The organism is Mycobacterium sp. MS1601, assembly GCF_001984215.1.
Lineage (GTDB): Bacteria > Actinomycetota > Actinomycetes > Mycobacteriales > Mycobacteriaceae > Mycobacterium.
In genome coordinates this window covers 2,181,970-2,193,283 of the sequence record NZ_CP019420.1, presented here as the reverse complement: position 1 = coordinate 2,193,283, position 11,314 = coordinate 2,181,970, and the positions used below count along the sequence as shown (strand labels likewise).

Sequence of the window (11,314 nt, the reverse complement as noted above, 5' to 3'; positions counted from 1 at the left end):
ACGGAGCTCAGACGACGGATTTCACCGAATCAGTTGTCTGAGCTCCGTTTCGATCGTCAGAGCGTGTCCTCCAGCGCCGACTCCAGAATGTCGAGACCGGAATGCAGTTCGTCGTCGCTGATGGTCAATGGCGGCGCGATCCGGAAGATGCCGCCCATGCCGGGCAACTGCACGATGTTCATGTGCAGACCCCGCTCCAGGCAGGCGGCGGTCACCCGGGCTCCCAGCGCGTCGGCGGGGGCCTTCGAGGTCTTGTCGGCCACCAACTCGAGTCCTTGCAGCAGGCCGCGACCACGGACGTCGCCCACCTGCTCGTAGTGGTCCCGGAATTTGGCCAGCCGCGCACCCAGTTGCTCACCCAACTCAGCGGCGCGGTCCACCAGCTTCTCCCGCTCGACAACCTCGAGAACGGTCAGCGCCACCGTCGCCGCCAGCGGATCCGAGGCGTGGGTGGTGAAGAAGAGGAAGCCACGTTCGTGGCAGACGCTCTCGATCTCGTCGCTGGTGACCACCGCCGCCACCGGCAATCCCGCACCCAGAGTCTTCGACAAGGTGAGTAGGTCCGGAGCCACCCCGTCGCGCTCGAAGGCATACATCAACCCGGTACGCCCTATCCCGGTCTGGGCCTCGTCGAGAATCAGCAGCATTTTGCGCTCGGCGCACAGCTCCTTGAGCCGGCGCAGATACCCGTCGGGCAGGTCGATGATCCCGCCACTGGACAAGATGGGCTCGATCAGACAAGCCGCCAGGCTGCCGCTGGACTGCGCGTCCAGCGAGGCGAAGCCGTAGGCGAGTTCGGCTTCCCAGTCGTATGAGCCGTCGGCGCGGCGGAAGGGGGAGCGGTAGGCATTGGGCGTCGGCAGGGTGAGGCTGCCCGGCATCGGAGGGCCGTACCCACGCCGCCCGGCACTGTAGGTCGCCGACGCCGCACCCGAGGTCATCCCGTGCCAAGACCGGTCGAACGACACGATCTCGTAGCCGCCGGTGTACAGCTTGGCCATCTTGATGGCCGCCTCGTTGGACTCTGCGCCAGTGCTCAGCAGCAGAACCTTGGACAACGAGTCGGGCAGCGTCGCGGCCAGGGTGCGGGCCAAATCGACCACCGGGGCACTGAGCATGCCGCTGTAGAGATGGTCGAGTGCGGCCACAGCTCCGGACACCGCAGCCACGATCTCCGGGTGCGCATGCCCCAGCACTGCACTCATCTGGCCGGACGTGAAATCCAGGATGGCGTTGCCGTCGACGTCGTAGACGTAGCTTCCTTTGCCGCGCTCGATGATTCGTGGGACGAACGACACCCCGTAACGCAACACATGGCGGTCGACATCGGCCCAAAAGTCCTTCGTTCGCTCCATGTTCAACCATGCTAGGTGCGCGCGGACTACTGTGATGGCCGCACGTTCAGCAGCCGAGCTAGAGGGACAGTCGCCGCCATGAAGCAGAAGCCGCCGACAGCCATCATCGAAGCCGCCCACGCACAGCACCTGACGACGTTGCCGTTCGAGGACACCGCCGACTTCGCCGATGCGGACCGCGGCTTCATCGGTGCGCTGCAACCGTGTGTGATCACCGCCGCCGACGGCCGCGTGGTGTGGGACAACGACGTCTACACATTCCTTTCCGGCGATGCGCCCACATCGGTGCATCCGAGCCTGTGGCGGCAGTCCACGCTGGTTGCCAAGCAAGGTCTCTACGAGGTTGTCGAGGGCATCTACCAGGTGCGTGGACTCGACCTCTCGAACATCAGCTTCATCGAGGGCGACACCGGGATCATCGTCATCGACCCGCTGGTCTGCACCGAGACCGCCGCAGCCGCATTGCAGCTCTACCGCGCGCATCGTGGTGACCGTCCGGTGGTCGCCGTGATCTACACGCACAGCCACGTGGATCACTTCGGCGGCGTCCTGGGCGTCACCACCCAAGCCGATGTCGACGCGGGCAGAGTTGTCGTCATCGCCCCCCAGGGCTTCATCGAACATGCCGTGCAGGAGAACGTCTATGCCGGTACCGCCATGGCACGCCGGGCCTCCTACATGTACGGCACCGTGCTCGACCGCGGGCCGCAAGGACAGGTCGGCTGCGGACTGGGGCAGACCCCGTCCACCGGTGAGGTGGCGGTGATCGTCCCGACGCTGGACATCACCACCACCGGCGAGACACACACCGTCGACGGCGTCGAAATCGAGTTCCAGATGGCGCCCGGTACCGAAGCTCCCGCCGAGATGCACTTCTACTTCCCGGGTTTCCGCGCACTCTGCATGGCCGAGAACGCCACCCACAACCTGCACAACCTGCTGACCCTGCGCGGAGCGCTGGTCCGCGACCCGCATGGCTGGTCGGGGTATCTCACCGAGGCCATCGACAGCTACGGACACCGCGCCGAAGTGGTGTTCGCGTCGCACCACTGGCCCACCTGGGGTGCCGATCGCATCCTGGAATATCTTGGCCTGCAACGTGATCTGTACGCCTACCTGCATGACCAGACGCTGCGTCAGCTGAACCAGGGCAGTACCGGCATCGAGATCGCCGAGACGTTCGCCATGCCGCCCGCGCTCGAGAAGGCCTGGCACGCACACGGGTACTACGGCTCGGTCAGTCACAATGTCAAGGCCGTCTACCAGCGCTACATGGGCTGGTTCGACGGCAACCCGGCGCGACTGTGGGCGCATCCGCCGGAGGCCATCGGCCCCCGATACGTCGCCGCTATCGGAGGTCCGGACCGGGTGGTCGAGGTGGCCCGACAGGCCTTCGATGACGGCGATTTCCGTTGGGCGGCAACACTACTGGACCACGTGATCTTCACGGACCAAAACCATGCCGCAGCGCGCGAACTCTACGCCGACACCCTCGAACAGCTGGCTTATGGAGCCGAATGCGCCACCTGGCGCAACTTCTTCCTGGCCGGCACCACCGAACTACGCGTCGGCAACTTCGGCACCCCCACCACGGCCAACGCGCCGACGCTGCTCTCCCAGCTGAGCCCGGAACAGATCTTCGACGCGCTGGCCATCAGCATCAACGGGCCCAACGCCTGGGATCTGGACCTGGCCGTGGACATCACGTTCACCGACTTGGGTTCCAACTACCGGGTGACGCTGCGCAACGGGGTACTGGTGCACCGGTTGGTCCCCGCCGACGCCGCAACAGCGGGGGCGACGCTGACGCTGTCGAGCAAGGTGCGGATCCTGGCGCTGGTGGCCGGCGATTTCACCTCGCCGGGCCTGGAGATCGGGGGTGATCCGGCGGTGCTGCAACAGCTGGTGAGTGTGCTCGATCGGCCGGACCCGTCGTTCAACATCGTCACCCCCTGATGACGGTGTGCACAAAACCGAGCTTCGTCACCACCGGCGGTGGCAGCTCGAACGGGTAGAGCGGACTCTTGCCCATCGCGGTGTTGACCCGATTGAAGAACAGCGCCAACCATTTCCAGTCGAAAAGCAGCTGTTCGATCGGTGCCTCGGCGTAGGACTCCAGCGCCACGATGTCACGAGGTCCGAAGAAGCGCACCTGATCGGCGCGCAGCACCAAGCCGGCTTCCCGGCAGGTGTCGATGGTGTCGGTGATGTGGAGGTAGTGCGCGAAGCACTCGGCGAAATCCTCCCACGGATGCATCGTCGCGTACTCCGAGATGAACGACGCCTGCCAGCCGTCCGGCGCGCCGAACCGGTAGTGCCGGTTGATCGCGTCGGCGTAACTTCTTGTTTCATCACCGAACAGAGCGCGGCAACGGTCGAGCAGCGTTCCGCCTGGGCGTTCCACCAGGATGTTCTGGTAGTAGTGGCCCACCTCGTGGCGGAAATGACCCAACATGGTGCGGTACGGCTCACCGAGGGTGACCCGCAGTTGCTCCCGATAGGCGTCCAGGCTCTCCACCAGGTCGATGGTGATGACGCCGTTCGCGTGCCCGATGACCACTTTCTGCCCGGTGGTGTAACTGGACAGCAGATCGAAGGCCAACCCGCCGTCGGCGCGCCACCACGGGGTGATGGGCAATTGGATGTCCTCGAGCTGATAGACCAGCCTGCGGAGTGCCTGCGCCGTGGGCACCAGCTTCTCGCGGGCCAGGGTGTCATCCGGAGCGGGTTCGCGGCGGATCAGTGAGCAGGCCAGGCAGCGGCCCCGCACGGCCGCATCGGTGTGCTCGGCGGGTGTCAGCCAGTTGCAGTCCAGGGTCTGCGACTGGGTGCAGCGGACCCAGCGGCGGCCGTCGACCTCCACCCCGTTGTCGGTGACCGCGAGCATGGTCTTGGTGGGCAGGTGCAGACCCACGCCGGCCTGGCAGTTCGGACAGCGGTCGCTCTCGAACGGCGTGAATCCGCGACACACCGGGCAGGCGAAGGCACGCATGGGCCATATCGTTGCACGCATGCAACTGCTTTTGATCCGGCATGCGCTGCCGCAGCGCACCGAACACGGACAGGGTTCCGACCCCGATCTGGCTGCCGAGGGCATCGAGCAGGCCAAGCGGTTGCCCGAGGCGTTGCAGCGATTTCCACTGGCCCGGCTGGTCAGCAGCCCCCAGCGGCGTGCCGTCCAGACCGCCGGCCCGCTGGCCGCTGCCCTCGACATGACGGTCGAGGTCGACGACCGCCTGGCCGAATACGACCGCGATATGGCCGCCTACATACCGGTGGAGCTGCTGCGATCCGAACGCCCCGAGGACTGGGCCAGGATGGCCGACGGGCACCTGCCGGGCGGGGTGGACGAAGGTGCCTTCCGCGCCAGGATCGGTGCCGCCGTGGCCGATATCGTGGCCGTCGCCAACCACGAGGACACCGTGGCGGTGTTCAGCCACGGCGGGGTGATCAACGTCCTGCTGCACGAGATCCTCGGGACCACGCGGCTGCTGTCCTTCCCGGTGGACTATGTGTCAGTGACCCGGCTGCTGTACTCGCGCGCCGGTCAGGCCACGGTTGTCGCCGTCAACGGCACCGAACACGTGTGGGACCTGTTGCCCCGCAACCGGCGCTGGGCGTGACTGGTTTGCGGGCGTGCGGACATGGGTAGATAGCGGCGTGCCCCTGCGACTACCCAAAAGAAAGCGTGCCGAGATGAAGCGTGACGTCGGTGCAGAGCTCGACGTGGAGATCACCGAACCCACCACCCTCGAGTTTCAGATCGCCGTCGCGCCACAACCCGGTGCCCAGGTGACCGAGGAGCTGTCGTTCACCTTGGACGGCAAGGAAATTGCGGCTCGAGAGATCATCGGCGAGCACGGCAACCGGATCCACAAGTTCGAGGCCGGCGTCGGGAACCTGAAGGCCAGCTACTCGGCGTCCGTCATCGGCCAAGCCGACCCCGTGGCGGTCACCGACATCGACCTGTCCACTTACCTGCGGCCCAGCCGCTACGCCGAGGCGGACAAGTTCTTCGGATTTGCCGCCACCGAGTTCGGCAAGTACGCGGATTCGGTGACCATCCTGGAGAAGGTGTCGTCCTGGGTGGGCACCCGGCTGTCGTATGTGCCAGGGTCCAGCGACCCCATCGACGGCGCCGTCGACACCCTGCTCGCAGGGGCAGGCGTGTGCCGCGACTACGCCCATCTGACCGTCGCGCTGCTGCGCGCGGTCAACGTGCCCGCCCGTCTGGTGGCCGTCTATGCCCCGGGCTGTGAACCGATGGACTTCCACGCCGTCGCCGAAGCGTTTGTCGACGGACACTGGCGGGTAGTAGACGCCACATGTCTTGCACCGCGCCAGGCCATGGTGCGCATCGCGACGGGTCGAGACGCCGCCGACACCGCATTCCTGGACAACCACAAGGGTGCGATCACCCTCAACAACGCCGTCGTCACCGCGGTGGTGGACGGCGAGTTGCCCAGGGACTCGGTGGACCAGCTGGTCTCGATTCGTTAGAGCCCGGCCTTCAGGTTCTTCTTCGCCGCCCGGCGCAACTGGAAGATCCGTACCGCGCCCACGGCCACGGCCAGCAGACCGCCAGCCACCGCGGCGAACAGGATCGCCACGCCCAGCGGCAGGCTCCAATGCCACCCCAGGAAGGCGAACTCTGCCGACTCGGTGTTCTGCGCAATGAAGATCAGCAGCACGATCAGCACGAGGAAGCCGAAGATGAGTGATCCCCACAGCGCCGCGGCACGGGTGAACTTCACCGCGGACTCCGGAGGCGCCGGTTTGGTGGCCGGCGCGGGATCCGCCAGGGGTTCGAACGGTTCCGGCGACGGAACGGTGGGGTCGATGCTCATAGGCCCATCTTTGCCCGTAAAGGGACGGAAGCAAACCGCTTCGCCTGGGTTAAAACATGTCACCGCCGGACACATCAGGCTAGGGTCGGCCAGATGACCACGCTGCGAGCGCGCATGCGGATCCTGGTGACGGTGGTGGGGACGGCGTTCGCGCTGGTGGCCTGTGGCAGCTCCAATCCACTCGGTGGTGGTGAGATATCCGGTGATCTGAAAACCCTGACGGTGGGTTCTGCGGACTTCCCGGAGTCGAAGATCATCGCCGAGATCTACGCCCAGGCGTTGGAAGCCAACGACTTCACCGTCTCCCGCCAGTTCGGGATCGGCAGCCGCGAGACCTACATTCCCGCGCTGCAGGATTTTTCGATCAACCTGGTGCCCGAATACACCGGAAACCTGCTGAAGTACTTCGACCCGGAGACCACCGCCACCACACCCGAGGCCGTCGAGCTGGCCCTGCACCGGGCGCTGCCGGGGGCCCTGTCGATGCTCACGCCATCGCCGGCTGAGGATGTCGACACACTGGCCGTCACCGCCGAGACCGCGCAACGGTGGAACCTCAAGACCATCGAGGATCTGGCCCGGTACTCGCCCGAGGTGAAACTCGGGGCGCCCTCGGAGTTCCTCAACCGCGCCGAGGGCGTGCCGGGGCTCAAGGAGAAGTACGGGCTGGACATCGCACCCAACAACTTCATCGCGATCAGCGACGGTGGAGGACCGGCCACCGTGCGGGCACTGGTCGACGGCACCGTCACCACGGCCGATATCTTCAGCACGTCACCGGCGATCCCGCAGAACAACCTGGTGGTACTCGAGGATCCCAAGAACAACTTCCCGGCCGCCAACGTGGTGCCGGTGGTGAGTTCGCAGAAGATGTCCGACGAGCTCAAGACCATTCTGGATGCGGTGTCGGCCAAGCTGACCACCCAGGGGTTGATCGATCTCAACACCGCGGTGGAGGGCAATCAGGGCGTCGACCCGGATGAGGCCGCGCAGAAGTGGGTGCAGGACAACGGCTTCGACCAACCTCTCGGAGGCTAGATGATCACCTTCGACCAGGTGACCAAGCAGTACCCGGACGGCACTGTCGCCGTCGACACGCTGAATCTCGAAGTGCCCGAGGGCACTCTGACCGTGTTCGTCGGCCCGTCCGGCTGCGGCAAGACCACCTCGATGCGCATGATCAACCGCATGATCGACCCGACGTCCGGGACGCTCACCGTCGACGGCAAGGACGTCACCAAGGTCGACCCGGTGAAGCTGCGGCTGGGGATCGGCTACGTGATCCAGAGTGCCGGCCTGATGCCACACCAGCGGGTGATCGACAACGTCGCCACCGTTCCGGTGCTGCGCGGCGAATCTCGAAGGAACGCACGCAAAGCCGCCTACGGGGTGCTCGAACGGGTGGGGCTGGACCCGAAGCTGGCCAACCGCTACCCGTCGCAGCTCTCCGGTGGGCAGCAACAGCGCGTCGGCGTCGCACGCGCCCTGGCCGCCGACCCGCCCATCCTGCTGATGGACGAACCGTTCTCGGCCGTCGACCCAGTGGTCCGTGAGGACCTGCAGGCCGAGATCCTGCGCCTGCAAAGCGAGTTGCGCAAGACCATCGTGTTCGTCACCCACGACGTCGACGAGGCCATCAAACTCGGCGACAAGGTGGCGGTGTTCGGCCGCGGCGGAGTGCTGCAGCAGTACGACGAGCCCTCGCGACTGCTGTCCAACCCCGCCAATGACGCCGTGGCCGCGTTTGTGGGCGCCGATCGTGGCTACCGTGGGTTGCAGTTCTTCGGTGCCACCGGGGTTCCCCTGCACCCGCTGAACCACGTCACCGAAGCCGGCATCGACGCGCTAACCCTCTCCGACGGGGAGTGGATGCTGGTCACCAAAGACGACGGCAAGCCGTACGCCTGGATCGACGCCGAAGGGGTGAAGCTGCACCGCAGCGGAAGCTCGTTGTACGACAGCACCATTGCCGGTGGATCCCTGTTCCGCCCCGACGGCACCCTGCGCCAGGCGCTTGACGCCGCACTGTCGTCACCGGCGGGTCTCGGGGTGGCCGTCGACGCCGCCGAGCAGGTGGCCGGCGGTGTGAAAGCCGATGACGTGCTGATGGCCCTGGAATCACAGCGGTCGAGTCGAGGCTGAGCCGTGAACTACCTGTTCACCCACCTCGACGACCTGTGGACACTGACGGTCATCCATCTGCGGCTGTCGTTGGTGCCCATCGTCATCGGGTTGCTGATCGCCGTGCCACTGGGCGCGCTGGTGCGGCGTACCACCTTCCTGCGGCGACTGACGACGGTGACGGCCAGCGTCATCTTCACCATCCCGTCACTGGCGCTGTTCGTGGTGCTGCCGTTGATCATCCCGACCCGCATTCTCGACGAGGCCAACGTGATCGTGGCGTTGACGCTCTACACCGTGGCGCTGCTGGTGCGCGCGGTGCCCGAGGCGCTGGACGCGGTGTCGCCCGCGGTGCTGGACGCGGCTACCGCCGTAGGCTACAAGCCCATCACTCGTCTGCTGAAAGTTGAACTGCCACTGGCAATTCCGGTGATGGTGGCCAGTGTTCGCGTGGTGGCGGTCACCAACATCTCGATGGTGTCGGTGGGTTCGGTGATCGGCATCGGCGGCCTGGGCACCTGGTTCACCGAGGGCTACCAGTCCAACAAGAGCGACCAGATCATCGCGGGCATCATCGCGATATTCGTGCTGGCGATCATCATCGACACCCTGATCATGGTGGCGGGCCGCGCCATCACTCCCTGGGCCCGTGTGAAGGCAGGTGCCTGATGGGTCCCATGGCGTTCCTCACCGACGCGCTGAGTTTCATCTTCACCGCCGCCAACTGGGGTGGCCCTGCCGGACTGGGCGCCCGCATCCTCGAGCACCTGCAGTACACGGCGGTCGCGGTGTTCTTCTCCGCGCTGGTTGCGATCCCGCTGGGCATGCTGATCGGGCACACCGGCCGCGGCACCTTCCTGGTGGTCACCGGTGTCAACGCGTTGCGTGCGCTGCCCACCCTGGGCGTACTGCTGCTCGGGGTGCTGCTCTGGGGTCTGGGTCTGGTGCCGCCGACGGTCGCGCTGATGCTGCTCGGCATCCCGCCTCTGCTGGCCGGCACGTACTCGGGCATCGCCAACGTCGACCGCGACGTCGTCGACGCCGCCCGGTCCATGGGAATGACCGAATCGCGGATCCTGCTGCGGGTCGAAACGCCGAACGCCCTGCCGTTGATCCTGGGCGGCCTGCGGACGGCCACCCTGCAGATCGTCGCGACGGCCACCGTGGCCGCGTACGCCAGCCTGGGCGGGCTGGGCCGCTACCTGATCGACGGCATCAAGGTCCGTGAGTTCTACCTGGCCCTGGTGGGGGCGTTGTTGGTGACGTTGCTGGCGCTGATCCTCGACGGGTTGCTGGCGCTGGCGGTGTGGGCATCGGTACCTGGGACAGGCCGGTTCCGGCGGGTTCCCCAACCTCTGCTGGACGACGAGGTGGCGCTGGAATCGCATTCAAGTGGGCAACCGGGCTACGAACGCGGCGGCCCGTCGCCTACGGTAGAAGAATGAGTGCAGCCACCGCTCAAGGCGACAGCGCCTGGCCGAGGATCCTGACGTGGCGTGCCCACACTGCGGCGCGCATGGAATCGGTGCGGGTGCAGTTGGCCGGCAAGCGCATCAAGGCCTACGGACGCATCGTCTCGGCCGCCGACGACACCACGCCGGCGTTCAGCGCGTCCTATGACCTGGTGACCGACGAAAAGGGCGCCACCAACCGGCTGTCGTTGACCGTCACGTCAGCCGAGCGCGAGCGCCAGCTGTCGATCGCCCGCGACGAAGAGAACATGTGGGTGATCCAGCACCACTCCGGGCAGACGTCGCGCTCGGAGTTCGACGGTGCGCTCGACGTCGACGTGGTGTTCAGCCCGTTCTTCAATGCGCTGCCGATCCGGCGCACCGGGCTCTACGAGCACTCGGAGTCGGTGAACCTGCAGGTGGTCTACGTGCGCATCCCCGAACTGGAGGTGGCCCCGGCCACCATCAGCTATGCCAGCGGCCCCGACGGAATCAAGCTGCACTCACCGGTCGCCGAGACCACCGTGACGGTGGACTCCGACGGGTTCATCCTCGACTACCCAGGGCTGGCAGAGCGGATCTGATCACCCCGCCGGCCCGGCCCGCCGCGGCCAGGTCGGCGCGCCATCCGTGCGCACCGACGGTGATCGAGGTGATATCGGGCCTGGTGAACGCGTCGTAGCTGGTACGCCCGGCATATCCGGCTTCGACCAGTGTCTGCACTGAGCGGTTCTCTGCCAGCGAGCTGCGCGCCGCGGTCAGCAGGTCGAGGGTGCGATCCAGGACCGTGAGCAGGTCCTCGGCATTGGCCTCACACATCGCCCGCACCAGACCCGGAGCGGTTGCCGCCACCCGGGTGCCGTCGCGGAAGGACCCCGCGGCCAAGGCGAACGCCAGGGGGATATCAGCGGCCGTGGCGGCGACCGCCTCGGCGACCAGATGCGGCAGATGTGAGATCGCGGCAGCGGCGGTGTCGTGTTCGTCGGCGCGGGCCGGCACCACGAATGCGCCGCAGTCCAACGCCAGCTGGGTCACGTCGGTCCACACTCCGGCGTCCACGTGGTCGTCGACCGACACCACCCACGGAGTTCCGGCGAACAATCCGGCGTCTCCGGCGTCCCAACCGGAGAACGCCGTGCCTGTCATGGGGTGGCCGCCGACGTAGTTGTCCAGCAGACCGGCCTGGCGCACCGCCTCCAGCACCGCCCCCTTGACGCTGATGACGTCGGTCAGCCGACAGTGCGGGGCAATCGCGGCGATGGCCCGGAGGATGTCCGGTACGGCGGGCATCGGGACGGCGATCACCACCAGCGCCCGGACCGCCTCAGCGCGTTCCAGCGTCGCCTGGAGGTCGATCGAGGCGTCGAATCCGTCGGAGGTGGCGGCATCGGCGCCTTCGACGGAGCGGTTGTAGCCGAACACCGTCCGGCCCGCGGCTGCCGCCGCCCGCATCAGCGAACCGCCGATCAATCCCAGGCCGAGGACACACACCGCTGGACCGCTCACGCTGTCAGCGTTGCACACCGATGGGGTCAGGTGG

12 protein-coding genes are annotated in these 11,314 nt (G+C 66.5%); 8 read left to right on the top strand and 4 right to left on the bottom strand.

The features are described 5' to 3' along the window. Nucleotides 1-56: 56 nt before the first annotated feature. Nucleotides 57-1,355 carry an aspartate aminotransferase family protein gene (locus tag BVC93_RS10765; RefSeq protein WP_083737155.1) on the bottom strand — a complete coding sequence of 433 codons (1,299 nt, stop codon included), beginning with the start codon at nt 1,353-1,355 and terminating at the stop codon, nt 57-59. A 78-nt stretch (nt 1,356-1,433) separates the two neighbouring features. Here BVC93_RS10765 and BVC93_RS10760 point away from each other — a divergent pair, with 78 nt between their 5' ends. Then, entirely contained in the window at nt 1,434-3,311 is a 1,878-nt protein-coding gene (locus BVC93_RS10760; RefSeq protein WP_083737154.1) for an alkyl/aryl-sulfatase, read from the top strand. On the opposite strand, the gene BVC93_RS10755 is transcribed toward BVC93_RS10760, so the two are convergent. Next, complete coding sequence (locus BVC93_RS10755; protein ID WP_083737153.1) at nt 3,301-4,347, bottom strand: zinc-binding metallopeptidase family protein; 1,047 nt, start codon at nt 4,345-4,347, stop codon at nt 3,301-3,303. The genes BVC93_RS10760 and BVC93_RS10755 overlap by 11 nt on opposite strands. 19 nt (nt 4,348-4,366) lie before the next feature. Here BVC93_RS10755 and BVC93_RS10750 point away from each other — a divergent pair, with 19 nt between their 5' ends. Together BVC93_RS10750 and BVC93_RS10745 are read left to right on the top strand one after the other, a co-directional pair. Then, complete coding sequence (locus BVC93_RS10750) at nt 4,367-4,978, top strand: histidine phosphatase family protein (protein WP_083737152.1); 612 nt, start codon at nt 4,367-4,369, stop codon at nt 4,976-4,978. A gap of 73 nt (nt 4,979-5,051) precedes the next feature. Next, the gene (locus BVC93_RS10745) at nt 5,052-5,855 is read left to right on the top strand and encodes a transglutaminase-like domain-containing protein (protein ID WP_083737151.1); all 804 of its coding nucleotides are present in this window, start codon (nt 5,052-5,054) and stop codon (nt 5,853-5,855) included. Here BVC93_RS10745 and BVC93_RS10740 read toward each other — a convergent pair. Continuing rightward, nucleotides 5,852-6,202, bottom strand: coding sequence for a LapA family protein (locus BVC93_RS10740; protein ID WP_083737150.1), 351 nt, complete (start codon nt 6,200-6,202; stop codon nt 5,852-5,854). The genes BVC93_RS10745 and BVC93_RS10740 overlap by 4 nt on opposite strands. Nucleotides 6,203-6,295: 93 nt before the next feature. Here BVC93_RS10740 and BVC93_RS10735 point away from each other — a divergent pair, with 93 nt between their 5' ends. From BVC93_RS10735 to BVC93_RS10715, 5 genes are read left to right on the top strand one after another with little or no spacing between them, the layout of a single operon-like run. Continuing rightward, a complete protein-coding gene (locus tag BVC93_RS10735) occupies nt 6,296-7,240 on the top strand; it encodes an ABC transporter substrate-binding protein (RefSeq protein ID WP_083737149.1) in 945 nt (314 codons plus the stop codon). Then, nucleotides 7,241-8,344, top strand: coding sequence for an ABC transporter ATP-binding protein (locus BVC93_RS10730; RefSeq protein WP_083737148.1), 1,104 nt, complete (start codon nt 7,241-7,243; stop codon nt 8,342-8,344). A 3-nt stretch (nt 8,345-8,347) separates the two neighbouring features. After that, nucleotides 8,348-8,992, top strand: coding sequence for an ABC transporter permease (locus BVC93_RS10725; protein ID WP_083737147.1), 645 nt, complete (start codon nt 8,348-8,350; stop codon nt 8,990-8,992). An 8-nt stretch (nt 8,993-9,000) separates the two neighbouring features. Beyond that, nucleotides 9,001-9,768: an ABC transporter permease gene (locus BVC93_RS10720; RefSeq protein WP_157517205.1), complete on the top strand. Its 768-nt coding sequence runs from the start codon at nt 9,001-9,003 to the stop codon at nt 9,766-9,768. Further along, complete coding sequence (locus tag BVC93_RS10715; RefSeq protein WP_083737146.1) at nt 9,765-10,358, top strand: putative glycolipid-binding domain-containing protein; 594 nt, start codon at nt 9,765-9,767, stop codon at nt 10,356-10,358. The genes BVC93_RS10720 and BVC93_RS10715 overlap by 4 nt, the downstream gene beginning before the upstream one ends. Here the strand turns inward: BVC93_RS10715 and BVC93_RS10710 are convergent. Continuing rightward, on the bottom strand, nt 10,321-11,265 hold the full coding sequence (locus BVC93_RS10710) for a prephenate dehydrogenase (protein ID WP_083737145.1): 945 nt from the start codon (nt 11,263-11,265) through the stop codon (nt 10,321-10,323). The two genes, BVC93_RS10715 and BVC93_RS10710, sit on opposite strands and share 38 nt — an antisense overlap. Between the last annotated feature and the right edge of the window lie 49 nt (nt 11,266-11,314).

Bases quoted from the DNA above. Each gene is read 5' to 3' on its own strand.
- BVC93_RS10765 (WP_083737155.1), bottom strand. From the start codon at position 1,355: ATGGAGCGAACGAAGGACTTTTGGGCCGATGTCGACCGCCATGTGTTG.
- BVC93_RS10760 (WP_083737154.1), top strand. From the start codon at position 1,434: ATGAAGCAGAAGCCGCCGACAGCCATCATCGAAGCCGCCCACGCACAG.
- BVC93_RS10730 (WP_083737148.1), top strand. From the start codon at position 7,241: ATGATCACCTTCGACCAGGTGACCAAGCAGTACCCGGACGGCACTGTC.
- BVC93_RS10750 (WP_083737152.1), top strand. From the start codon at position 4,367: ATGCAACTGCTTTTGATCCGGCATGCGCTGCCGCAGCGCACCGAACAC.
- BVC93_RS10720 (WP_157517205.1), top strand. From the start codon at position 9,001: ATGGCGTTCCTCACCGACGCGCTGAGTTTCATCTTCACCGCCGCCAAC.
- BVC93_RS10735 (WP_083737149.1), top strand. From the start codon at position 6,296: ATGACCACGCTGCGAGCGCGCATGCGGATCCTGGTGACGGTGGTGGGG.
- BVC93_RS10745 (WP_083737151.1), top strand. From the start codon at position 5,052: ATGAAGCGTGACGTCGGTGCAGAGCTCGACGTGGAGATCACCGAACCC.
- BVC93_RS10715 (WP_083737146.1), top strand. From the start codon at position 9,765: ATGAGTGCAGCCACCGCTCAAGGCGACAGCGCCTGGCCGAGGATCCTG.
- BVC93_RS10755 (WP_083737153.1), bottom strand. From the start codon at position 4,347: ATGCGTGCCTTCGCCTGCCCGGTGTGTCGCGGATTCACGCCGTTCGAG.
- BVC93_RS10740 (WP_083737150.1), bottom strand. From the start codon at position 6,202: ATGAGCATCGACCCCACCGTTCCGTCGCCGGAACCGTTCGAACCCCTG.